A 22,236-nucleotide genomic window follows, 5' to 3' on the forward strand; every position below is an offset into this window, starting at 1 on the left:
CTATTGACAAAACAAAAATATAGTATATAATAAAAACATAGAAAATAAAAATATCAAAAATTATAAAAAGGTAAAACGTTTATGAAAAAGAAAACAGCAGTGGTATTTGGGACCTTTGCCCCTCTCCATCAAGGGCATATCGATCTGATCCAGCGAGCCAAGCGTCAGTGTGACCAGGTCTGGGTAGTCGTTTCAGGCTACGAGGGAGACCGAGGTGAGCAGGTAGGTTTAAGTCTTCAAAAACGATTTCGCTATATTCGAGAGGCTTTTCGTGATGATGAATTGACCTCTGTCTGCAAGCTGGATGAGACCAACCTTCCCCGTTACCCTATGGGCTGGCAGGAGTGGTTGGACCAGATGTTAGAGGAGATTTCCTATGATGAAACCCAGCAAGAACTGACTTTTTTTGTAGGAGAAGCAGACTACCAGCAAGAGTTATCTAAGCGTGGATTTGGCACCGTCTTGCAAGAAAGAAAGTTTGGTATCTCAGCGACTATGATTCGAGAAAATCCAAGCAAATATTGGAAATACATCGCTCAACCCTTCCGTCGTCAGTTTACCAAGAAAGTCTTGATTATGGGAAGTGCTAGCAATGGGAAGACCACTCTGGCCAAGGATTTGGCAAGGTATTACGATGCGCCCGTTAGTCTGGAATACGCGCGTGAGTACCAGATCAAAAACAATGTCCGCGACGATGAATTGACTCCAAAGGATTATTATTATCTCCTGTTGGGGCAGTATGACCAGACCTCCAAGTTAATCGATAGCAATGCCAATCGAGGTCTAGTGATAGCCGATACCAACTCCTTGGTAACCAAGGGCTACTATGACTATTACATGGAGACTGAGGACCAAAGGGACTTATCCGGGGAGACATTTGACAATCTCTTTGTTTCAATCTTGGCCAAGGAAAAATGGGATTTGATTCTCTTTGTGCAGCCTGTTGGCTCCTATGTCAATGACGGATTTAGAGATATGACCATGGCAGAGGACCACATTCGCTACAGTTTTTCCCAGCATTTGGATCAGATGAGGGAGCGATACTTAACCACCATTCCACTAGTTTATCTAGCGGAGGATTACCTAGGCAATTATGAAGTAGCCAAAGTGGCTATCGATGCCATTTACCAAGCAGATTAGGAGAAAATTATGAAAACAGTAACTAAAAAAATCACACAATTTATCGAAAACTTTAAAAACGTCCATGCGGAAGCCCGCAAGATTGGTTTTGTAGGAATCATGCGTTTGCTCTGGAAAGATCTCTTTGTCGACCGTAGTCTTTTCCAGTGGTTGTATCTCATCGCCTTGTCAAGTGTTCCCTTGATCTTGGAATTCACACAAAATACGGAAAGTCATGACTGGCTAAGCTTGTTTGCATCTTGGACTGGGATTGTCTGTGTTATCTTGGTAGCAGAAGGGCGTGCAAGCAATTATCTCTTTGGGGCCATTAACTCTGCTATCTACTTGATCTTGGCCATGAACGCGACTTTTTATGGAGAAGTTTTGACGACCGTTTACTTCTTTGTCATGCAGCCGATTGGTCTCTATGCTTGGTTGTCCAATCGTATCAACGACCAAGGAAAACCAGAAGAATCCCACTTTGAAGCTAAGAAATTATCTGTTCTTGATTGGCTCAAGTACTTGGCCTTGACTGCTATTATCTGGATTGGTATGGGCTTGGCTTATCAAAGTATCAATAGTGCTCGCCCTTTCCGTGATAGTGTTACCGATGCGACCAATGGCGTTGGTCAGCTTTTGATGACACGTCTCTACCGTGAGCAATGGATTTTCTGGATTGCCACCAATCTCTTTAGTATTTATCTCTGGTGGGGTGAAAATATCCACATCCAAGGGATGTACTGGGTTTACACACTCAATAGTCTAGTGGGATGGTACCAATGGACCAAGGCAGTTCGAAAGGAGGCATAAGATGCCAGATACGATGATTCCAGCCGGGATGACGGAAAAAGAATATTATGAAATCCATGCCAGTCAGGAGGAGTTTTTAGACTGGTACTACAAGCAGGAACTCCCTCAATATGAAAAACCAAGTGTGACAGTAGATATGGTAGCCTACTGCTTTGTCGAAGGAAAGATCAAGCTCCTGCTGATCCGTCGCAAGGCCCACCCTTATCAGAACTGTTTAGCCTTAGTTGGAGGTTTTATGGACAAGGGAGAAGATGCTGCACATGCCTGTCAGCGCGAGGTGAGAGAAGAAGTCAATCTCGATCTACCTTTAGAAAAAATCGAGCAATTGATGACCGTATCGACCCCCGGTCGTGATCCACGGGGCTGGACGGTGACCATTGCCCACTTGGTGTACCTGCCTAGTCGTGCCTTAGACCTCGTTCAGGCTGGAGACGATGCCAAGGATGTCGTTTTCGTAGATGTCGATTTCCAGACAGGCAAATGCTTCCTAGAGGGAGTGGAGCTGGACGAGCAAGCCTTCGCCTTTGACCATTATGCCATTATCCAAGAATCCATCAAACGAATCCAAGGCCGTCTTGACTGGAATCCGACCTTCCTCTATCTGCTGGAGGAGGAGTTCACTGTCTATGAAGGAACCGAACTGGTCAATCTCATCAACCCCGGTCGGCCCATTGTCAGCAATAACTTTCTCGTAAAATACGGCGAATATGTAGAAGAAGTCGGACTCAAACGAGTGCCTAAAAAGAAACCAAGAAAAACCTATCGATTGAAATAAAAAGTGAGGTCGGGACAAAGTTCCCGACCTCTTTATTTATCATCATTTTTTATGAATGGTTATCTTTCTTAGTATTGCTCAACATGTGAGTAAAGAAGTCTTTGTATCGATACTTGAGATAGTTCTCATGCAAAAATAACAAGGCGATGTAGACAATCATAAAGATTGCAGTCAGATAGAAGACATCAAATGCAGTTCGCGCATAGTAAGTGGCTGATTGATAAGAGCCAATAGCTCCCAAAATCAACCAAGGAAGATACTTGTAATACTTATTTAGCATAAGAGCATACCTCCTATATTCTATTTCAATGTTATTATATTCCTTTGTCTAACATAATACAAGCGATTATACAAGAGCGGTGCAAAAAATAGGACTCTAATCTAAGAAATTTTCTATTTTTTCGTTTCAATTACGAATAGAAATAGTAGAGAGAAATTTTTTTAAAATAGTTTCTCAAACTAGTTGACAGATTCAAAGCCTAATGTTACAATTATATTACAAAAAGATTTCTTAACATTTCAAAAATGTTACAAAGGAGTAGAAAAATGAAAAAGAAAACCTATATCAAATTGATGGCAGCGACTGTATTGGCTTCTACCTTGCTACTAGGAGCTTGTGGAAATAAAAACGAAACCACTCAAACCAGCAGCTCTGCCAAGACAAGTCAATCATCAAGTTCTAAAGCAGCTTCTTCTAGCAAAGAAAGCAAGACACAAAAATCTTCAAGCTCAGCTTCATCTGAAAAGGCTCAGGCATCTTCTGGTCAGTCTTCTACAACGGCAGATCAGTCACAAGCGAAACCAGCACCTGAATCAAGACAAGAACAAGCAGCTCCTAGTCAACAAGCCCCATCTCAGGCTCCGTCAACTCAGCAAGGTTCTCAAGCCCAGTCTAACCAGTCAGGCTATGATCCAACAACTGACCGCCAACTTCAAGACAAGCAAGCAGAACACAACAAACGCTACAAGGGTGTTTTAACCATGGTGGATGGTGACTTCTCAGCAGCTGCAGGCAACTGGAAGGGAGCAAATGGGGAAACTATTACGGTTTCATCAGGGGGCCAATTTACAGTAGAAACTGCAGATGGAAAGAAAGAAAACTATTCTATCAGAGGCTACTCTTACACCCTTGATGATGGTAAGTATAATGCCAAAATCGGTGGAGGAAAAATCATCCAAATTACAACAGGTGCGGATGGTAAAGTTTCGAGTGTTGCCTTGATTCAATAATAGTATCTAGGATTTCCTAGGATAAAAAAACCGTACACTCCAAGTGAGTTACGGTTTTTTGTGTATTAAGCTTTATCTAGTTGCAATAGAGCTTCAATCTCTGCTAGAGTGCTAGCTTGTGAAATGGCTCCACGAAGTTTGGCAGCGCCAGATGTTCCCCGAAGGTAGTGAGGAGCGAGTCCACGGAATTCACGAACGGCTACGTTTTCTCCTTTGAGGTTAATCAAGCGTTTCAAATGTTCGTAGGCAATTTTCATCTTGTCTTCGAAGGTTAAATCAGGAAGGATTTCTCCAGTTTCAAAGTAGTGGTTGATTTGATTGAAGAGGTAGGGATTTCCCATGGCTGCGCGGCCAATCATGACAGCGTCAGCCCCGACTTCTTCGATACGCTGTTTAGCTTCTTGTACCGTACGGATATCACCATTTGCGATAAATGGAATCTTGGTCAGAGCTTGGGCTACGTCGTGCAAGGTTTCAAGGTCTGCGTGACCTGTGTACATTTGTTCGCGGGTACGACCATGCATGGCAAGGGCAGAGACACCAGCAACCTCAGCAGCGAGGGCATTCTCCACGGCTAGGGATGGATCAGACCAGCCAGTGCGCATTTTGACAGTGAGGGGGATATCAAGGACAGATTGGACCTTGTTGATAATAGAGTATATCTTATCTGGGTCCTTGAGCCACATAGCGCCAGCTTCGTTTTTCACGATTTTGTTAACTGGGCAGCCCATGTTGATATCGACGATATCAGTCTTGGTGTTTTCCTGGATGAATTCTGCTGCGCGTGCGAGGCTATCTTCGTCGCTACCAAAGAGTTGGATAGAAACGGGGTTTTCGCCTTCATCGATGTGAAGCATATGTAGGGTTTTTTCGTTGTTGTATTGGATTCCCTTGTCAGAGACCATTTCCATGACAACGAGCCCCGCTCCGAGCTCTTTTGCGATGGTACGAAAGGCTGAGTTGGTGACACCAGCCATGGGTGCTAAAACGGTACGATTGGGAATCTCAACATTGCCAATCATAAAAGGTGTATTAAGATTTGTCACGAATGAGTTCCTCCAAGTCGTTTTCATCAAAGTTATAAGTTGTTTGGCAGAATTGACAAGTGATTTCTGCCCCGTGGTCTTCCTCTTTCATTTCCTCAAGGTCTGAGCTTGGAAGGCTGGCAAGAGCGTTCATAAAACGGTCTTTACTGCAGTCACATTGGAAACGAATTTCTTCTTCAGATAGGCGTTTGTAAGATTCGTCACCATAAATAGCCTTGAGAAGGGCTTCGATATGGTCGTCGCTTTCCAGAAGTGTTGAGATGGCTGGCATTTCTTGGATGCGTTTTTCAAAGCGGGCAATCTCTTCTTCCTTGGCCCCTGGCAAGACTTGGAGAAGGAAACCTCCGGCAACTTCGACCTTGTCGTCTTTGTCTAAAAGAACATTGAGGCCGACTGCTGAAGGGGTTTGTTGGCTTTCTGTCAGGTAATAGGCCAAGTCTTCACCGATTTCCCCAGAAATGAGAGGAGTCATGGAGTTGTAAGGATTTCCAGTACCATAGTCTGTGATAACGAGAAATTGGCCATTGCCGACAAAAGGTCCGACAAGGACTTCACCAGTTGCAGTCTTTTTGATATCAACACCTGGATTTTGAACGTAGCCTTTAACATTGCCCTTGGTATCTGCGACCGTGATGATGGCACCGAGAGAGCTGGTTCCCAGAACTTTAACTGTTAGTTTGGTATTTCCTTTTTCATTGGCTGCGAGAATCTGGCTTGCGATAAGAGTTCGACCAAGTGCAACAGTTGAACTGGCTTGAGTTTGATGTTTTTCTTGAGCAGTGCGGACGGTTTCAGTGCTATCAAGGACAAAAGCACGAAAGGCTCCGCTTTCTGATATTGTTTTAATAATTTTATCCATAGCTACTATTTTAGCATAAAAATGCCCAAAGGGGGAGTCGTGTGTTTGCTGTTTCTGTGGAATAATGACGAGAAAATCAGCCTTAAAATAAAATGCGAAACAGATTATTTCAGCATTTAAAAGATTTATGCTATGCTTGTAGGAGAAAATGAGAGGGGTAACAAATGTATTTAGGTGATTTGATGGAAAAAGCCGAATCTGGTCAATTTTTAGTCCTTTCCTTTCTGTTACAAGATTCGCAGACAACAGTCAAGAAAGCCATGGAAGAAACAGGTTTTTCAAAGGCGACCTTAACCAAGTACATTTCTCTGATTAACGAAAATGCCTCGGAAAGAGGTTTAGAGCTGACCATCCACTTGGAAGATGAAAATCTGCGTCTGTCGATTGGTGCAGCCACAAAGGGGAGAGAGATTCGGAGCTTGTTTCTAGACAATGCCATTAAGTACCAAATTTTGGTTTACCTTCTCTATCACCAACAGTTCCTAGCCCATCAACTGGCTCAAGAATTGATGATTAGCGAGGCCACGCTTGGTCGTCACTTAGCTAGTCTAAATCAGATTTTGTCAGAGTTTGATTTATCGATCCAAAATGGCCGTTGGCGAGGTCCGGAGCATCAGATTCGCTATTTTTATTTCTGCCTTTTTCGCAAGATTTGGTCCAGTCAGGAGTGGGAAGGTCACATGCAGAAAGCTGAGAGAAAACAAGAGATTGCTACCCTAGAAGAAATCTGCGGTGCTAGCTTGTCTTCAGGTCAGAAATTGGACTTGGTTCTATGGACTCACATCAGTCAACAGCGCCTTCGGGTTAACGCCTGTCAATTTCAGGTTATAGAAGAAAAAATGCGAGGGTATTTTGACAATATTTTCTACCTTCGTTTGCTGAGAAAGGCTCCGTCCTTTTTTGCTGGGCAACATATCCCTCTAGGAACTGAGGATGGTGAGATGATGGTATTCTTTTCATTTCTCCTTTCCCATCGTATTTTGCCCCTTCATACTATGGAGTATATCCTTGGTTTTGGAGGGCAATTAGCCGATTTGCTGACGCAATTGATTCAAGAGATGAAGAAGGAGGAGCTGCTGGGGGACTACACAGAGGACCATGTCACCTATGAACTCAGTCAGCTTTGTGGTCAAGTTTATCTCTACAAGGGCTATATTTTACAAGATCAGTACAGATACCAGACAGAGAATCGCCATCCCTATTTGCTGATGGAACATGATTTTAGAGGAACTGCAGAGAGAATTTTTCATATTTTGCCTACCTTTCAACAGGGGACGGATTTGGATAAGAAAATTCTCTGGGAATGGCTCCAGTTGATAGAGTATATGGCAGAAAATGGTGGCCAACATATGAGGATTGGTTTAGATTTGACATCTGGTTTCCTTGTCTTTTCTAGGATGGCTGCCCTTTTGAAACGGTATTTGGAATACAATCGTTTCATTACTATTGAAGCCTATGACCCCAGTCGACATTATGATTTGTTAATTACCAACAACCCGATTCATAAGAAAGAACAGACTCCGGTTTATTATTTAAAAAATGATTTGGATATGGAGGATTTGGCGAAGATTCGTCAGATGCTCTTTGCTTAAAAGGCCTGAATTTTCAGGTCTTTTTTGTGAAATTCGCACAATCTCCTCACATTTTTTTAAAATTTTAAAAAAATTGATAAACAAGAAAGCGCTTTATTTTGTATACTAGTTACTGTAAAGAGGAACCCCCTCAAGATTTTATCAGGAGGACAGCACATGTCACAAGAAAAATACATCATGGCTATTGACCAAGGAACTACTAGTTCTCGTGCCATCATTTTTAACAAAAAAGGAGAAAAGGTCAGCTCTAGTCAAAAAGAGTTCACTCAGATTTTCCCTCAAGCAGGTTGGGTTGAGCACAATGCCAATGAAATTTGGAACTCTGTTCAGTCAGTTATCGCGGGTGCTTTCATCGAAAGTGGTGTGAAACCAAGTCAAATCGAGGCCATCGGGATTACCAACCAGCGTGAAACAACTGTCGTCTGGGATAAGAAAACAGGGCTCCCTATCTATAATGCGATCGTTTGGCAATCACGTCAAACTGCTCCCCTGGCTGAACAACTAAAAAGCCAAGGTTATGTGGAAAAATTCCATGAAAAGACTGGTTTGATTATCGATGCTTACTTCTCAGCTACCAAGGTTCGTTGGATATTGGACCATGTAGAAGGCGCTCAAGAGCGAGCAGAAAAAGGAGAATTACTCTTTGGTACTATCGATACTTGGTTAGTTTGGAAATTGACTGACGGTGCAGCTCACGTGACCGACTACTCAAATGCAGCCCGTACCATGCTCTATAACATCAAGGATCTTAAATGGGATGATGAGATTTTAGAAATCCTCAACATTCCGAAGGCTATGCTTCCAGAAGTTCGTTCTAACTCTGAAATCTATGGCAAGACTGCTCCATTCCATTTCTACGGTGGGGAAGTGCCAATTTCAGGTATGGCTGGGGACCAACAGGCAGCCCTCTTTGGACAGTTGGCCTTTGAACCAGGTATGGTTAAAAATACCTACGGAACTGGTTCTTTCATCATCATGAACACTGGTGAAGAGATGCAGTTGTCTGAAAACAACCTTTTGACAACGATTGGTTATGGAATCAACGGTAAGGTTTACTATGCCTTGGAAGGTTCTATCTTTATCGCAGGAAGTGCCATTCAGTGGCTTCGTGATGGACTTCGCATGGTTGAAAATTCACCAGAGTCTGAAAAATATGCTCTTAATTCTCACAACAATGACGAAGTTTATGTCGTACCTGCCTTTACAGGTCTAGGGGCTCCATACTGGAACCAAAACGCTCGAGGCTCTGTCTTTGGCTTAACTCGTGGAACAAGCAAAGAAGACTTTATCAAGGCAACCTTGCAATCTATCGCTTATCAAGTACGTGACATCATTGACACCATGCAAGTGGATGCGCAGACAGCGATCCAAGTCTTGAAGGTAGATGGTGGTGCAGCCATGAACAACTTCCTCATGCAGTTCCAAGCTGACATCTTGGGAATTGATATCGCACGCGCTAAAAACTTGGAAACAACTGCCCTCGGTGCAGCCTTCCTAGCTGGTTTGGCAGTGGGTTATTGGAAGGACTTGGATGAGTTGAAACTCTTGAACGAGACAGGAGAACTCTTTGAGCCATCGATGAACGAATCGCGCAAGGAACAACTCTACAAGGGCTGGAAGAAAGCTGTGAAAGCAACGCAAGTCTTTGCGGAAATCGACGACTAATACTGTTTCTTGATGCAATGATCAGCTTAAGAATGAAACGACTCAGTTAGAAAGTGTGTAAATATGGAATTTTCAAAGAAAACACGTGAATTGTCAATTAAAAAAATGCAGGAACGTACCTTGGATCTCTTGATTATTGGTGGGGGGATTACAGGAGCTGGTGTAGCCTTGCAGGCGGCAGCCAGTGGTCTTGACACTGGTTTGATTGAAATGCAGGACTTCGCAGAAGGAACATCTAGCCGTTCAACAAAATTGGTCCACGGAGGTCTGCGTTACCTCAAACAATTTGACGTGGAAGTGGTATCAGATACAGTTTCTGAGCGCGCGGTGGTTCAACAAATCGCTCCACACATTCCAAAACCAGATCCAATGCTCTTGCCTGTTTTTGATGAGGATGGAGCGACCTTTAGTCTCTTCCGTCTCAAAGTAGCCATGGACTTGTACGACCTTTTGGCAGGTGTTAACAATACGCCAGCTGCTAACAAGGTCTTGAGCAAGGAAGAAGTCTTGGAACGCCAGCCAAACTTGAAGAAAGAAGGCTTGGTAGGAGGTGGGGTTTATCTTGACTTCCGTAATAACGATGCGCGTCTCGTGATTGAAAACATCAAACGTGCCAACCAAGACGGTGCCCTCATTGCCAACCATGTTAAGGCAGAAGGCTTCCTCTTTGACGAAAGCGGCAAGATTACAGGTGTTGTAGCTCGTGATTTGTTGACAGACCAAGTCTTTGAAATCAAGGCTCGCCTAGTTATTAACACAACTGGACCTTGGAGCGACAAGGTACGCAATTTGTCTAATAAGGGAACGCAATTCTCACAAATGCGTCCAACTAAGGGAGTTCACTTGGTAGTGGACTCAAGCAAGATCAAGGTTTCACAGCCAGTTTACTTTGACACAGGTTTGGGAGATGGTCGTATGGTCTTCGTTCTCCCACGTGAAAACAAGACCTACTTTGGTACAACCGATACAGACTACACAGGCGATTTGGAACATCCAAAAGTGACGCAGGAAGATGTAGATTATCTACTAGGTATTGTCAACAACCGCTTCCCAGAAGCAAACATTACCGTTGCTGATATTGAAAGCAGCTGGGCTGGTCTTCGTCCATTGATCGCAGGCAATAGCGCTTCTGACTACAATGGTGGAAATAACGGAACCATTAGCGATGAAAGCTTCAATAGCTTGATTGCGACTGTCGAGGCATATCTATCGAAAGAAAAAACGCGTGAAGATGTTGAATCTGCTGTCAGCAAGCTTGAAAGCAGCACATCTGAGAAACATTTGGATCCATCTGCAGTTTCTCGTGGTTCGAGCTTGGATCGTGATGATAATGGTCTTTTAACCCTTGCTGGTGGTAAAATCACAGACTACCGTAAGATGGCTGAAGGAGCTATGGAGCGCGTGGTTGACATCCTCAAAGCCGAATTTGACCGTAGCTTTAAACTGATCAACTCTAAGACTTATCCTGTTTCAGGTGGAGAATTGAACCCAGCAAATGTGGACTCAGAAATCGAAGCCTTTGCTCAACTTGGAGTGTCACGTGGTTTGGATAGCAAGGAAGCCCAGTATCTCGCAAATCTTTACGGTTCAAATGCACCGAAAGTCTTTGCCCTTGCTCACAGCTTGGAACAAGCGCCAGGACTCAGCTTGGCAGATACCTTGTCCCTTCACTATGCAATGCGCAATGAGTTGGCTCTGAGCCCAGTTGACTTCCTCCTTCGTCGTACCAACCACATGCTCTTTATGCGTGATAGTTTGGATAGCATCGTTGAGCCAGTTCTGGATGAAATGGGACGATTCTATGATTGGACCGAAGAAGAAAAAGCAGCCTACCGTGCGGATGTTGAAGCAGCTCTTGCTCAAAACGATTTGACAGAACTAAAAAATTAAAAAAGGAAAAGAGGTGGAGGGCAGCATTCCTTGTCGCCCACCCCTTCTTTTAAATGGAGACAAAGATATGATGAAAGAATTATTTGGAGAATTTTTGGGGACCTTAATCCTCATCCTCCTAGGAAATGGAGTTGTAGCAGGTGTGGTTCTTCCCAAAACCAAGAGCAACAATTCAGGATGGATTGTGATTACTATGGGATGGGGAATTGCTGTAGCCGTTGCAGCCTTTGTATCTGGCACGCTTAGTCCAGCCCACCTAAATCCAGCTGTGACGTTTGCTATGGCCTTAAAAGGAACGCTCTCTTGGGCTTCTGTTTTCCCTTATATCCTAGCCCAATTCGCAGGAGCGATGGTGGCTCAGATTTTGGTTTGGTTGCAATTCAAACCGCATTATGAGGCAGAAGAAAATGCAGACAATATCCTAGCAACCTTCAGTACTGGACCAGCAATCAAGAACACAGTATCGAACTTGATCAGCGAAATCCTTGGAACTTTTGTTTTGCTCTTGACAATCTTTGCCTTGGGACTCTATGACCTTCAAGCTGGTTTAGGGACCTTTGCAGTGGGGACCTTGATTGTCGGTATCGGTCTTTCACTAGGTGGGACAACGGGTTATGCCTTGAACCCAGCTCGTGACCTTGGACCTCGTATCATGCACAGCATCTTGCCAATTCCAAACAAGGGAGACGGGGACTGGTCTTATGCTTGGATTCCTGTTGTAGGACCTATTGTTGGTGCGGCCCTAGCAGTTCTCGTATTTTCACTTTTCTAAGATAAAAGAGTGATTGGCAACAGAGTTTGAGATGAAAATCTCAGGCTCTTTTTTGATGGGCAAAACATTAATATTTTAACTTATCTTAAAATAAGCTAAAACCAATTTTTAAGTTATGGTAAACAGTTGAAAAAAAGGTTGATAAAGTGGTAAAATGTTAGGAAGATAAGATGCTAACAATACATACTGATAGCTAATAGAAATAATATATTAATGGATAGCTTATGAAAAAACAACGAAATTTACATGTATTCTTAGGCCGGACGGCTCTATATTTTGTAATCTTACTTGGTTTGCTTTATTTTTTTAGTTACCTTGGTCAGAGCCAAGGCACCTTTATTTATAATGAGTTCTAGTTTAAAGGAGAAGAGGAACAGTGTCTAATAAACCGATAAAAGATATGATTGAAACGATTGAGCACTTTGCTCAAACGCAACCAACATATCCTGTCTACAATGTTTTAGGTCAAGAGCATACTTATGGTGATCTGAAGGCTGATTCAGATAGTTTAGCTGCAGCTATCGACCAACTAGGCTTGCCTGAGAAATCTCCAGTCGTCGTTTTTGGTGGTCAGGAATATGAGATGTTGGCTACCTTTGTAGCGCTAACTAAGTCAGGTCATGCCTATATCCCAATTGATAGCCATTCGGCCTTGGAAAGAGTTTCTGCTATCGTAGAAGTTGCAAAGCCAAGCTTGATTATTACTATCTCAGATTTTCCATTAGAGCAAACTAGCACACCGATGCTGAATTTAAAGCAAGTCCATGAAGCTTTTGCTCAAGCTTCCAGCTACGAGATGACCCATCCAGTCAAGGGAGATGACAACTACTACATCATCTTTACTTCTGGTACGACTGGTAAGCCTAAGGGAGTGCAGATCTCCCATGATAATCTCCTCAGCTTTACCAACTGGATGATTACAGATAAGGAATTTGCGACGCCAAGTCGTCCGCAAATGCTGGCTCAGCCCCCTTATTCTTTTGACCTATCTGTCATGTATTGGGCGCCAACCTTGGCACTGGGTGGCACGCTTTTCGCTCTTCCTTCAGCCATTACTCAGGACTTTAAGCAACTCTTTGCGATCATCTTTGCATTGCCAATCGCTATCTGGACCTCAACGCCTTCTTTTGCAGATATGGCCATGTTGTCAGAAGACTTTAACAGCGAGAAAATGCCTGGCATCACGCATTTCTACTTTGATGGTGAAGAATTGACGGTCAAAACTGCTCAAAAACTGCGCGAGCGATTCCCAGATGCTCGTATTATCAATGCCTATGGTCCAACAGAAGCGACAGTAGCTTTGTCAGCAGTTGCCGTCACTGATGAGATGTTGACGACTCTCAAACGCCTGCCAATCGGCTATACCAAGGCCGATTCTCCGACCTTTATCATTGATGAGGAAGGTAAGAAAGTTCCAAATGGTGAGCAAGGAGAAATCATTGTTTCAGGGCCAGCTGTTTCAAAAGGCTATATGAATAATCCTGAAAAAACGGCAGAAGCTTTCTTTGAGTTCGAAGGTCTTCCAGCCTACCACACAGGGGATGTAGGAACCATGACAGATGAGGGATTGCTTCTCTATGGTGGACGCATGGATTTCCAGATTAAGTTTAATGGTTATCGCATTGAGCTGGAAGATGTCTCTCAAAACCTCAACAAGTCTCGCTTTATCGAGTCGGCTGTTGCTGTCCCACGTTATAACAAGGACCACAAGGTACAAAATCTACTGGCCTATGTCATCCTAAAAGACGGTGTCCGTCAGCAGTTTGAGCGTGATATCGATATTACCAAGGCTATCAAGGAAGACCTAGCAGATATCATGATGTCCTATATGATGCCGTCTAAGTTTCTTTATCGAGATAGTTTACCACTAACGCCTAATGGTAAAATTGACATCAAGGGCTTGATCAATGAGGTAAACAGCCAATGATGGAGCTTTATAAACAGCTACCTCATTTGGAACCTTATGGTGATCTTCAGTACTTTTTATACGTAATTGCTGCGACTTTACCTATCTTTATTGGTCTTTTTTTCAAGAAACGTTTTGCCTTGTACGAGGTGTTTGTTAGTCTCTTCTTTATCCTCACCATGTTGGTCGGTGGAAAGACGAATCAAATAAGCGCTTTGATCCTTTATGTTATCTGGCAAGTACTTCTTGTATCTTTCTACAAAAGGTACAGGAAACAACGGGATAGTAAATGGATATTTTACCTGGTTAGCTTTCTATCCCTATTGCCAATCGTCTTTGTGAAAGTATCTCCTGCTATTCATGGACCTCAATCTTTGTTTGGATTTTTAGGGATTTCTTACTTGACCTTTCGTGCAGTTGGGGTTATCGTTGAGTTGAGAGACGGTGTCATCAAGGAATTAACGATTTGGCAATTCTTACGTTTTCTTCTCTTTATGCCGACTTTCTCAAGTGGTCCTATTGATCGTTTCAAACGCTTCAATGAAAATTACGAGACCATTCCTGAACGGGATGAGTTGATGGACATGCTAGAAGAGGCTGTCAAATATATCATGCTTGGCTTCCTCTACAAGTTTATCTTGGCTCACATTTTAGGAGAGACATTATTGCCTCCGCTGAAAAATTTGGCCTTGCAGACAGGTGGTTTCTTTAACCTCTACGCTTTAGCGGTCATGTACACCTTTGGTCTGGAGCTCTTTTTTGACTTTGCGGGCTACTCTATGTTTGCCTTAGCCATTTCAAACTTGATGGGTATTCATAGTCCTATCAACTTTAACAAGCCCTTTTTGTCAAGGGATTTAAAAGAGTTTTGGAATCGCTGGCACATGAGTCTGTCTTTCTGGTTCCGTGACTTTGTCTTTATGCGGATGGTCATGGTGTTGACCAGAAAGAAGGTCTTTAAAAATCGCAATGTCACTTCAAGTGTAGCCTATATTCTCAATATGCTGATTATGGGATTTTGGCATGGTGTGACCTGGTACTACATCGCCTATGGACTTTTTCATGGGATTGGGCTGGTCATCAATGATGCTTGGGTTCGTAAGAAAAAAGCGCTCAATAAAGAACGGAAAAAAGCTGGAAAGGGTTCCTTACCTGAGAATCGCTGGATTCAGTTGCTTGGCATGGTTGTCACCTTCCATGTCGTGATGGTTTCATTCTTAATCTTTTCTGGATTTTTGAATGATTTATGGTTTAAAAAATAAAAGGATATAAAAAATGGATATCAAATCAGAAGTTATTGAAATTATTGATGAGTTGTTTATGGAAGATGTTTCTGACATGATGGATGAAGATCTTTTTGATGCCGGTGTCTTGGATAGCATGGGAACGGTTGAATTGATTGTGGAGATTGAAAACCGTTTTGACATTCGTGTTCCAGTGAAAAATCGTAGAAGGTATTACGGAGTTGAAGAATGCTTAAACGCTTGTGGCTGATCTTCGGGCCTATCTTCATTGCTGGATTTTTGGTTCTTCTACTCATCTTTTTTTATCCAGGTACAACAAGCCATAATCTGACGGAGGAGAAATACTCGGCGGCTTCTGTTAGTGCAGAGAGTTTTAAAGAGCGAAGCCAAAAAGTAAGGGCTCTTACGGATCCAAATATGCGTTTTATTCCTTTTCTAGGGTCCAGTGAATGGATTCGATTTGATAGTGTCCATCCAGCTGTTTTAGCAGAAAAATACCATCGTCCCTATCGTCCTTACTTTCTAGGTCAAGCAGGAGCAGCCTCTCTCAATCAATATTTTGGTCTACAGCAAATTTTGCCAGAAATAGAGAATAAGCAGGCTGTATTTGTGATTTCGCCTCAGTGGTTTACGGAGACAGATTATGAACCCGCAGCGTTTCAGAGATTTTTTAACAGTGACCAATTAACAGCTTTTTTGGGAAATCAATCTGGTGACATTGCTGCAAAGCATGCGGCTATTCGATTGTTAAAGCAGAATCCTAATGTTGCATTGAAAGGCATTGTTCAAAAACTGTCAAAGGGTGAAGAATTATCAGATGTTGATCAGGTTGCTATTGATATTTTTGCGCGATTCAACGAAAAACAATCCGCTCTCTTTGGACAATTCTCCATTCGAGGACAACTCAAGTACAAGGAACACGTGGAGAACTATTTAAAAGATCTTCCGGATCAATTTTCTTATGATGAGTTAGAAAAAATTGTTCGTAAGGACGCAGAAGCAAATACGACCAATAACGATATGGGGATGGAAAATCATTTCTATACGAGAGAGATTCAAAAGGATTTAAAAAAATGGGAAGGGTATCAAAAAAATTACAACTTCCTCAAGTCCTCTGAATACAATGATTTGCAGCTGGTCCTCAATCAATTTGCTAAGTCGAATGTCAATGTGCTCTTTGTCATTCAGCCGGTTAACAAGAAGTGGATGGAGTACACAGGGCTCAGCGAAGAGATGTATCAACATGCAGTGGAGAAAATTCGTTACCAATTAGAAAGTCAGGGTTTTACCAATATTGCTGATTTTTCAAAAAATGGAGGGGACCCTTATTTTGTTAAGGACACCATTCATCTAGGATGGTTAGGTTGGCTGGCTTTTGATAAGGTTGTCAATCCTTTCTTGACGGATCCGAAACCAGCTCCAGACTACAAGATGAATGACCGCTTCTTTAGCAAGGACTGGGCGACCTATGATGGGAACATCAAAGATTTCAAATAAAATGGTCTAAAGGTTTGGGATTTAAACCCAAGCTTTTTTGTTTAAATGGCGAATATTTAAGATGAAAATAGGTCAAAAGTTTCAAAATTTTTAGAAATAGCGTATAATATAAAAGAGAAAAAGAAAAGAAAGGGATTTTAAAATGAACAAACGTTCTTTGTTACCTGTCTTATCGACAGCCCTGTTAGCTCCAGCCTTCTTAGCTGGACAAGTCTATGCTGAAGAAGCAACAACTCCTGCAGAAAGTTCAGCTGTTGTAGCGACTCCAGCTACGTCGGCGACTCCAGCTCCTGTTGAGAGCCCTGCGGTACCGGAAACTTCGGCAACTTCAGAAGCGGTTGTACCTGCAGAAACTCCGTCAGCTCCTGCTGAATCTACCAAAAGCGAAGAAAAGGACACCGTTATCTTACACACCAATGATGTCCATGGTCGTATTGTAGAGGAAAAGGGAGTAATTGGAGATGCCAAGTTAGCGACTGTCATTGAACAGGAGCGTGCGAAGTCAAATCAAAATACTCTGGTAGTTGATGCGGGAGACGCTTTTCAAGGTTTACCGATTTCCAACTCTACTAAGGGTGAAGCGCGTGCTGAAATTCTTAATCAGATGCAGTATGATGCCATGGCAGTAGGAAACCATGAGTTTGACTTTGGTCTTGATGAAGTTAAAAAATACAAGGAAATCTTGAAATTCCCATTACTTAGCTCAAATACCTATGTCAATGGAGCTCGTCTTTTTGAAGCTTCTACAATCGTTGATAAAGATAAGACTGTGGAAGGTGATGAATTTGTTGTAATCGGCGTGACAACACCTGAAACAGCAACCAAAACTCACCCTAAAAATGTCAAAGGGGTAACTTTTACAGATCCAATCTCTGAAGTCAATAAGGTCATCGAAGAAGTTCAAGCCAAGGCTCGTGCAGAAGGTAAGGACTACAAACACTATGTTGTGCTCGCTCACTTGGGTGTAGATACCACAACCCCAGTCGAATGGCGTGGTTCAACTTTGGCAGAAGCCTTGTCTAAAAATCCTCGTTTGAAAGGGAAACGCGTAACAGTAATCGACGGTCACTCTCATACAGTAGAATCAACGACCTATGGAGACAATGTTACCTATAACCAAACAGGGAGTTACCTTCATAATGTAGGGAAAATCACCTACAAATCACGTCAGCTTTTGGGCAATCCAACTCAGATTCCAGCTGCTGATGCTAAAAAATTACCAGCCAATCCAACAGTTGAAAAACTAGTCAAAGACATTAAACAAAAATACGATGCTGAAAATGCTGTTGAAGTCGTTTCAAACAGCCCTGTAGAACTCAACGGAGATCGTGAAAATGTTCGAGTTCGTGAAACTAACCTCGGAAACGTCGTAGCGGACTCGCTCTATCAGTATGGTCAAACAGGATTTAGCCATCCGACAGACATCGCTGTGACAAATGGTGGTGGCTTGCGTGAAACCATTGCAAAAGGCAAACCAATTACTAAAGGAAATGTCATTGCCGTTCTTCCGTTTGGAAATACCATCTCACAAATCCAAGTGACTGGGCAACAAGTCTTGGATATGTTTGAAAAGTCACTCGGATCTATCTTGCAGGTCGATAAAGATGGCAAGAAGGTCTTGGATGAGAACGGACAACCATTGTTAGAACCAAGTGGTGGTTTCTTGCAAGTTTCAGGTGTGAAGGTCTACTATGATACCAACCTACCATCAGGTAAACGTGTCTTGGCCATCCAGGTCAAAAACCGCACGACTGGTCGTTATGATCTTCTAGACCTTGCAAAAACTTACTATCTTGCAACCAATGATTTCCTAGCTGCAGGTGGTGATGGTTACACTATGTTAGGTGGTGCGCGAGAAGAAGGTCCTTCTATGGATGCAGCCTTTGAAGAGTATCTTAAAACCGCTGATTTGACCCAGTATGAAAAGATCAATCCGAACTCACGGACGATTTCTGTGGATTCTACAACTTTTAGTCTACCAGTAGAAACGCCTCAAACGAATGCGGCTGCTAACGATGCGACTACAAATGTACCACTTACTTATGAGGTGGCAGGTCAATTTAGCAAGAAGGCGGTTGTCTCAGAAAAAGCTCTCCCAAATACAGGAAGTGAACAATCCATCTTCTTGCTCTTGATGGGAATGGTAGCTGGTCTGGCAGGTATCTTATCGAGCCGAAAACCAAAGCAAAAATAGGTTAAATTTCATATCTAGAAGAGTCTAGGGAAACGTTTTTACGCCTTTTTCCCTTGACTCTTTTTTGGTTTATGATATAATTAACCAGTAAAGAATCGGTGGCTATCTATGTTTTTTTACGAAAAAGATAGCTAGGGAAGGAGTAACACATGAGACAGCTTGCGCAGGAAATCGATAACTTTTTAAACGAGGTGATCTTGAGATCTGAGAACCAGCATGAAATTCTAATCGGGCATTGCACGAGTGACGTTGCCTTGACCAATACTCAGGAACACATCCTCATGCTCTTGTCAGAAGAATCCCTAACCAACTCGGAGTTGGCCCGTCGCCTTAATGTCAGTCAGGCGGCAGTGACCAAGGCTATCAAATCTTTGGTCAAAGAGGGTATGTTAGAGACATCCAGAGATCCCAAAGATGCGCGTGTGATTTTTTATCAACTGACAGAGCTGGCTCGACCAGTGGCAGAGGAACACCACCATCATCATGAACACACGCTCTTAGCCTATGAACAAGTGGCAAGTCAGTTTACTCCAAATGAACAAGAAGTTATCCAGCGGTTTTTAACTGCTTTAGTAGGAGAAATCAAATAATGCGGTATATTACAGTAGAGGACTTGTCTTTCTATTATGATAAGGAACCTGTCCTCGAACATATCAACTACAGTGTTGATAGTGGGGAGTTTGTCACCCTGACTGGTGAAAATGGAGCTGCCAAGACGACGCTGATTAAGGCAAGTCTAGGCATCTTGCAACCAAGATTTGGTAAGGTAACCATCTCAAAGACAAACACTCATGGGAAAAAGCTTAGGATCGCTTATCTTCCCCAGCAGATTGCCAGTTTTAATGCTGGTTTTCCAAGTACGGTTTATGAATTTGTCAAGTCGGGTCGTTATCCGCGAAAGGGCTGGTTCCGTCGTTTGAATGCCCATGATGAGGAGCATATCAAGGCTAGTCTAGACTCGGTTGGTATGTGGGAACACCGTGACAAACGAATTGGGTCCCTCTCGGGAGGGCAAAAGCAACGAGCAGTGATTGCTCGGATGTTTGCTTCTGACCCAGATATCTTCGTCTTGGATGAGCCGACGACAGGGATGGATGCAGGAAGCAAAAATGAATTTTACGAACTCATGCACCATAGTGCTCATCATCATGGCAAGGCTGTTTTGATGATTACCCATGACCCTGAGGAAGTCAAGGACTATGCGGATCGCAATATCCATCTGGTTCGTAACCAAGATTCGCCATGGCGTTGTTTTAACGTTCACGAAAGCGACCAGGAGGTGGACCATGCTTAGTTTGTTATCTTATGACTTCATGCAGCGTGCCTTCTTGGCGGTCATTGCCATGAGTCTCTTTTCTCCAGTTCTTGGGACCTTCCTTATCTTACGTCGTCAGAGTCTCATGAGTGATACCCTCAGTCACGTTTCTCTGTCAGGGGTAGCCTTTGGTCTGGTTTTGGGAATTTCTCCAACTATTTCAACCATTGCTATTGTCTTGATCGCAGCGGTCTTTCTAGAGTATCTCCGGACAGTCTATAAGAACTTTATGGAAATCGGGACAGCCATCCTCATGTCAACAGGACTTGCAGTGTCTCTGATTGTCATGAGTAAGGGGAAAAGTTCGAGTTCCATGAGTTTGGACCAATATCTCTTTGGTTCGATTGTAACCATTAGCCAGGAGCAGGTGCTATTCCTCTTTGCCATTGCGGCGGTCGTTTTACTCTTGACTTTCTTATTCTTGCGACCAATGTATATCCTGACCTTTGATGAGGACACGGCTTTTGTAGATGGCTTGCCAGTTCGTACCATGTCTATCCTCTTTAACATGGTGACAGGGGTGGCCATTGCCCTTATGATTCCAGCTGCAGGAGCCCTTTTGGTGTCGACCATTATGGTCTTGCCGGCTAGCATTGCCCTTCGTCTGGGGAAAAACTTTAAATCCGTTATGTTACTAGCCAGCGCTATTGGCTTTTTGGGAATGGTGGCAGGTCTCTATATTTCCTACTATGCAGAAACCCCTGCCAGTGCTAGTATCACCATTATCTTTGTAGCTGTCTTTTTGTTAGTCAGTCTACTGAAACGTTTTATCAAATAGGAGAATGAAATGAAAAAACTGAGCTTACTACTAGCTAGTCTATGTGCCCTGTTTTTAGTGGCTTGTTCCAATCAAAAACAGGCAGATGGGAAGCTAAATATCGTGACAACCTTTTACCCTGTCTACGAATTTACCAAACAAGTCGCAGGAGATACTGCTAATGTAGAACTCCTCATCGGTGCTGGTACAGAACCCCATGAGTATGAACCGTCTGCCAAGGCAGTTGCCAAAATCCAAGATGCAGATACCTTTGTCTATGAAAATGAAAACATGGAAACTTGGGTTCCAAAATTGCTAGAATCCTTGGATAAGAAAAAGGTGAAAACTATCAAGGCGACAGGTGATATGCTGCTCCTACCAGGAGGTGAGGAAGAAGAGGAAGGGCATGATCATGGCGGCGAGGGTCACCATCACGACTACGATCCTCATGTTTGGCTTTCACCAGCACGCGCCATCAAACTGGTAGAGCATATCCGTGACAGCTTGTCAGCAGATTATCCTGATAAAAAAGAGACTTTTGAAAAGAACGCTGCTGCCTATATCGAAAAATTGCAAGTCTTGGACAAGGCCTACACAGATGGCTTGTCTCAAGCTAAACAAAAGAGCTTTGTGACCCAGCACGCTGCCTTTAACTACCTTGCCTTGGACTATGGTCTCAAGCAAGTATCCATCTCAGGTCTATCACCAGATGCAGAGCCATCAGCAGCACGTTTGGCAGAATTAACAGAGTATATTAAGAAAAACAAGATTTCTTATATCTACTTTGAAGAAAATGCCTCACAAGCCCTCGCCAATACACTTTCAAAAGAAACAGGTGTCAAACTAGACGTGCTCAATCCGCTAGAAAGTCTAACAGAAGAAGCAACCAAGGATGGTGAGGACTATATCTCTGTGATGGAGAAAAACCTCAAGGCTTTGAAACAAACAACGGACCAAGAAGGACCAGAAATCGAGCCAGAGAAGGAAGAAAACACTAAGACAGTTCACAACGGTTACTTTGAGGATGCAGATGTCAAAGATCGTACCTTGAGTGACTATGTTGGCAACTGGCAGTCAGTTTATCCTTTCCTTGAAGATGGGACCTTTGATCAAGTCTTTGACTACAAGGCTAAGTTGACTGGTAAGATGACCAAGGATGAGTACAAGGCTTACTATAGAAAAGGCTATCAGACAGATGTGACTAAGATCAACATCACGGACAACACTATGGAATTTGTTCAAGGTGGCCAAAGCAAGAAATTCACCTACAAGTATGTCGGCAAGAAAATCTTGACATATAAGAAAGGCAACCGTGGTGTGCGCTTCCTCTTTGAAGCGACAGATGCGGACGCTGGACAATTCAAGTATGTTCAGTTTAGTGACCACAATATCGCCCCAGTTAAGGCAGGACATTTCCATATCTTCTTTGGAGGTACTAGCCAAGAAGCCCTCTTTGAAGAGATGGATAACTGGCCAACCTACTACCCAGATAACCTATCTGGCCAAGAAATCGCTCAAGAAATGTTGGCGCATTGATGCAAGAGAGAATCCCGCAAATCTGCGGG

Annotated in this window: 20 protein-coding genes and 1 pseudogene; 18 read left to right on the top strand and 3 right to left on the bottom strand. The window is 43.0% G+C overall.

Annotated features, from left to right (window positions below; translation table 11 throughout):
• The first annotated feature begins 81 nt into the window (after window positions 1-81).
• The 3 genes from AXF18_RS03740 to AXF18_RS03750 are packed head-to-tail and all read left to right on the top strand — an operon-like array spanning window position 82 to window position 2,704.
• Window positions 82-1,140: an AAA family ATPase gene (locus tag AXF18_RS03740; RefSeq protein WP_065371488.1), complete on the top strand. Its 1,059-nt coding sequence runs from the start codon at window positions 82-84 to the stop codon at window positions 1,138-1,140.
• Between the two features lie 9 nt (window positions 1,141-1,149).
• On the top strand, window positions 1,150-1,929 hold the full coding sequence (pnuC, locus tag AXF18_RS03745) for a nicotinamide riboside transporter PnuC (RefSeq protein ID WP_065371489.1): 780 nt from the start codon (window positions 1,150-1,152) through the stop codon (window positions 1,927-1,929).
• 1 nt (window position 1,930) lies between these two features.
• A complete protein-coding gene (locus tag AXF18_RS03750; protein WP_065371490.1) occupies window positions 1,931-2,704 on the top strand; it encodes an NUDIX hydrolase in 774 nt (257 codons plus the stop codon).
• A 49-nt stretch (window positions 2,705-2,753) separates the two neighbouring features.
• On the opposite strand, the gene AXF18_RS03755 is transcribed toward AXF18_RS03750, so the two are convergent.
• Window positions 2,754-2,984, bottom strand: a complete 231-nt coding sequence (locus AXF18_RS03755; protein WP_065371491.1) for a hypothetical protein — start codon at window positions 2,982-2,984, stop codon at window positions 2,754-2,756.
• Between the two features lie 266 nt (window positions 2,985-3,250).
• On the opposite strand from AXF18_RS03755, the gene AXF18_RS03760 reads away from it, so the two are divergent.
• Window positions 3,251-3,934 (top strand): hypothetical protein, encoded by a 684-nt coding sequence (locus AXF18_RS03760; RefSeq protein WP_000730907.1) that lies wholly within the window; start codon window positions 3,251-3,253, stop codon window positions 3,932-3,934.
• Window positions 3,935-3,999: 65 nt separating this feature from the next.
• Here AXF18_RS03760 and dusB read toward each other — a convergent pair whose 3' ends face one another.
• Together dusB and hslO are read right to left on the bottom strand one after the other, a co-directional pair.
• Window positions 4,000-4,980, bottom strand: a complete 981-nt coding sequence (dusB, locus tag AXF18_RS03765; RefSeq protein ID WP_065371492.1) for a tRNA dihydrouridine synthase DusB — start codon at window positions 4,978-4,980, stop codon at window positions 4,000-4,002.
• Window positions 4,967-5,839 (bottom strand): Hsp33 family molecular chaperone HslO, encoded by an 873-nt coding sequence (hslO, locus tag AXF18_RS03770; RefSeq protein WP_000357858.1) that lies wholly within the window; start codon window positions 5,837-5,839, stop codon window positions 4,967-4,969. The genes dusB and hslO overlap by 14 nt, the downstream gene beginning before the upstream one ends.
• Before the next feature lie 164 nt (window positions 5,840-6,003).
• Here hslO and AXF18_RS03775 point away from each other — a divergent pair, with 164 nt between their 5' ends.
• From AXF18_RS03775 to AXF18_RS03840, 14 genes and pseudogenes are all read left to right on the top strand, one after another.
• The gene (locus tag AXF18_RS03775; protein WP_000280562.1) at window positions 6,004-7,431 is read left to right on the top strand and encodes a helix-turn-helix domain-containing protein; all 1,428 of its coding nucleotides are present in this window, start codon (window positions 6,004-6,006) and stop codon (window positions 7,429-7,431) included.
• 156 nt (window positions 7,432-7,587) lie between these two features.
• A complete protein-coding gene (gene glpK / locus AXF18_RS03780; protein WP_000076793.1) occupies window positions 7,588-9,096 on the top strand; it encodes a glycerol kinase GlpK in 1,509 nt (502 codons plus the stop codon).
• A 63-nt stretch (window positions 9,097-9,159) separates the two neighbouring features.
• Window positions 9,160-10,986, top strand: a complete 1,827-nt coding sequence (glpO, locus tag AXF18_RS03785) for a type 1 glycerol-3-phosphate oxidase (RefSeq protein ID WP_000395882.1) — start codon at window positions 9,160-9,162, stop codon at window positions 10,984-10,986.
• Between the two features lie 67 nt (window positions 10,987-11,053).
• Window positions 11,054-11,758: an MIP/aquaporin family protein gene (locus AXF18_RS03790; RefSeq protein ID WP_000975170.1), complete on the top strand. Its 705-nt coding sequence runs from the start codon at window positions 11,054-11,056 to the stop codon at window positions 11,756-11,758.
• Window positions 11,759-11,982: 224 nt separating this feature from the next.
• A complete protein-coding gene (locus tag AXF18_RS03795) occupies window positions 11,983-12,114 on the top strand; it encodes a teichoic acid D-Ala incorporation-associated protein DltX (RefSeq protein ID WP_008276434.1) in 132 nt (43 codons plus the stop codon).
• A gap of 20 nt (window positions 12,115-12,134) precedes the next feature.
• On the top strand, window positions 12,135-13,685 hold the full coding sequence (dltA, locus tag AXF18_RS03800) for a D-alanine--poly(phosphoribitol) ligase subunit DltA (protein ID WP_002880946.1): 1,551 nt from the start codon (window positions 12,135-12,137) through the stop codon (window positions 13,683-13,685).
• Window positions 13,682-14,926, top strand: coding sequence for a D-alanyl-lipoteichoic acid biosynthesis protein DltB (gene dltB / locus AXF18_RS03805; protein WP_000970386.1), 1,245 nt, complete (start codon window positions 13,682-13,684; stop codon window positions 14,924-14,926). The genes dltA and dltB overlap by 4 nt, the downstream gene beginning before the upstream one ends.
• A 13-nt stretch (window positions 14,927-14,939) precedes the next feature.
• A pseudogene (dltC, locus tag AXF18_RS03810) lies at window positions 14,940-15,144 on the top strand (D-alanine--poly(phosphoribitol) ligase subunit DltC).
• The gene (gene dltD, locus AXF18_RS03815) at window positions 15,137-16,405 is read left to right on the top strand and encodes a D-alanyl-lipoteichoic acid biosynthesis protein DltD (RefSeq protein WP_000919834.1); all 1,269 of its coding nucleotides are present in this window, start codon (window positions 15,137-15,139) and stop codon (window positions 16,403-16,405) included. The pseudogene dltC and the gene dltD overlap by 8 nt, the downstream one beginning before the upstream one ends.
• A 142-nt stretch (window positions 16,406-16,547) precedes the next feature.
• On the top strand, window positions 16,548-18,599 hold the full coding sequence (nt5e, locus tag AXF18_RS03820) for a cell surface ecto-5'-nucleotidase Nt5e (protein WP_001042700.1): 2,052 nt from the start codon (window positions 16,548-16,550) through the stop codon (window positions 18,597-18,599).
• A gap of 149 nt (window positions 18,600-18,748) precedes the next feature.
• Window positions 18,749-19,189 (top strand): zinc-dependent transcriptional regulator AdcR, encoded by a 441-nt coding sequence (adcR, locus tag AXF18_RS03825; RefSeq protein WP_001249328.1) that lies wholly within the window; start codon window positions 18,749-18,751, stop codon window positions 19,187-19,189.
• On the top strand, window positions 19,189-19,893 hold the full coding sequence (locus AXF18_RS03830; RefSeq protein WP_001269482.1) for a metal ABC transporter ATP-binding protein: 705 nt from the start codon (window positions 19,189-19,191) through the stop codon (window positions 19,891-19,893). Before adcR ends, AXF18_RS03830 begins: the two co-directional genes overlap by 1 nt.
• The gene (locus AXF18_RS03835) at window positions 19,886-20,692 is read left to right on the top strand and encodes a metal ABC transporter permease (RefSeq protein WP_000950027.1); all 807 of its coding nucleotides are present in this window, start codon (window positions 19,886-19,888) and stop codon (window positions 20,690-20,692) included. The genes AXF18_RS03830 and AXF18_RS03835 overlap by 8 nt, the downstream gene beginning before the upstream one ends.
• A gap of 9 nt (window positions 20,693-20,701) precedes the next feature.
• Window positions 20,702-22,207 carry a zinc ABC transporter substrate-binding protein AdcA gene (locus tag AXF18_RS03840; protein ID WP_000736542.1) on the top strand — a complete coding sequence of 502 codons (1,506 nt, stop codon included), beginning with the start codon at window positions 20,702-20,704 and terminating at the stop codon, window positions 22,205-22,207.
• Window positions 22,208-22,236 lie beyond the last annotated feature (29 nt).

This window comes from Streptococcus sp. oral taxon 064 (genome assembly GCF_001683375.1).
Lineage (GTDB): Bacteria > Bacillota > Bacilli > Lactobacillales > Streptococcaceae > Streptococcus > Streptococcus oralis_S.

Excerpts from the sequence above, each read along its gene's own strand:
- glpO (WP_000395882.1), top strand. The coding sequence starts at position 9,160 with ATGGAATTTTCAAAGAAAACACGTGAATTGTCAATTAAAAAAATGCAG.
- pnuC (WP_065371489.1), top strand. The coding sequence starts at position 1,150 with ATGAAAACAGTAACTAAAAAAATCACACAATTTATCGAAAACTTTAAA.
- AXF18_RS03840 (WP_000736542.1), top strand. The coding sequence starts at position 20,702 with ATGAAAAAACTGAGCTTACTACTAGCTAGTCTATGTGCCCTGTTTTTA.
- AXF18_RS03760 (WP_000730907.1), top strand. The coding sequence starts at position 3,251 with ATGAAAAAGAAAACCTATATCAAATTGATGGCAGCGACTGTATTGGCT.
- AXF18_RS03795 (WP_008276434.1), top strand. The coding sequence starts at position 11,983 with ATGAAAAAACAACGAAATTTACATGTATTCTTAGGCCGGACGGCTCTA.
- dltD (WP_000919834.1), top strand. The coding sequence starts at position 15,137 with ATGCTTAAACGCTTGTGGCTGATCTTCGGGCCTATCTTCATTGCTGGA.
- AXF18_RS03755 (WP_065371491.1), bottom strand. The coding sequence starts at position 2,984 with ATGCTAAATAAGTATTACAAGTATCTTCCTTGGTTGATTTTGGGAGCT.
- AXF18_RS03830 (WP_001269482.1), top strand. The coding sequence starts at position 19,189 with ATGCGGTATATTACAGTAGAGGACTTGTCTTTCTATTATGATAAGGAA.
- AXF18_RS03790 (WP_000975170.1), top strand. The coding sequence starts at position 11,054 with ATGATGAAAGAATTATTTGGAGAATTTTTGGGGACCTTAATCCTCATC.
- AXF18_RS03835 (WP_000950027.1), top strand. The coding sequence starts at position 19,886 with ATGCTTAGTTTGTTATCTTATGACTTCATGCAGCGTGCCTTCTTGGCG.
- AXF18_RS03775 (WP_000280562.1), top strand. The coding sequence starts at position 6,004 with ATGTATTTAGGTGATTTGATGGAAAAAGCCGAATCTGGTCAATTTTTA.
- glpK (WP_000076793.1), top strand. The coding sequence starts at position 7,588 with ATGTCACAAGAAAAATACATCATGGCTATTGACCAAGGAACTACTAGT.
- adcR (WP_001249328.1), top strand. The coding sequence starts at position 18,749 with ATGAGACAGCTTGCGCAGGAAATCGATAACTTTTTAAACGAGGTGATC.
- dltB (WP_000970386.1), top strand. The coding sequence starts at position 13,682 with ATGATGGAGCTTTATAAACAGCTACCTCATTTGGAACCTTATGGTGAT.
- hslO (WP_000357858.1), bottom strand. The coding sequence starts at position 5,839 with ATGGATAAAATTATTAAAACAATATCAGAAAGCGGAGCCTTTCGTGCT.
- AXF18_RS03750 (WP_065371490.1), top strand. The coding sequence starts at position 1,931 with ATGCCAGATACGATGATTCCAGCCGGGATGACGGAAAAAGAATATTAT.
- nt5e (WP_001042700.1), top strand. The coding sequence starts at position 16,548 with ATGAACAAACGTTCTTTGTTACCTGTCTTATCGACAGCCCTGTTAGCT.
- AXF18_RS03740 (WP_065371488.1), top strand. The coding sequence starts at position 82 with ATGAAAAAGAAAACAGCAGTGGTATTTGGGACCTTTGCCCCTCTCCAT.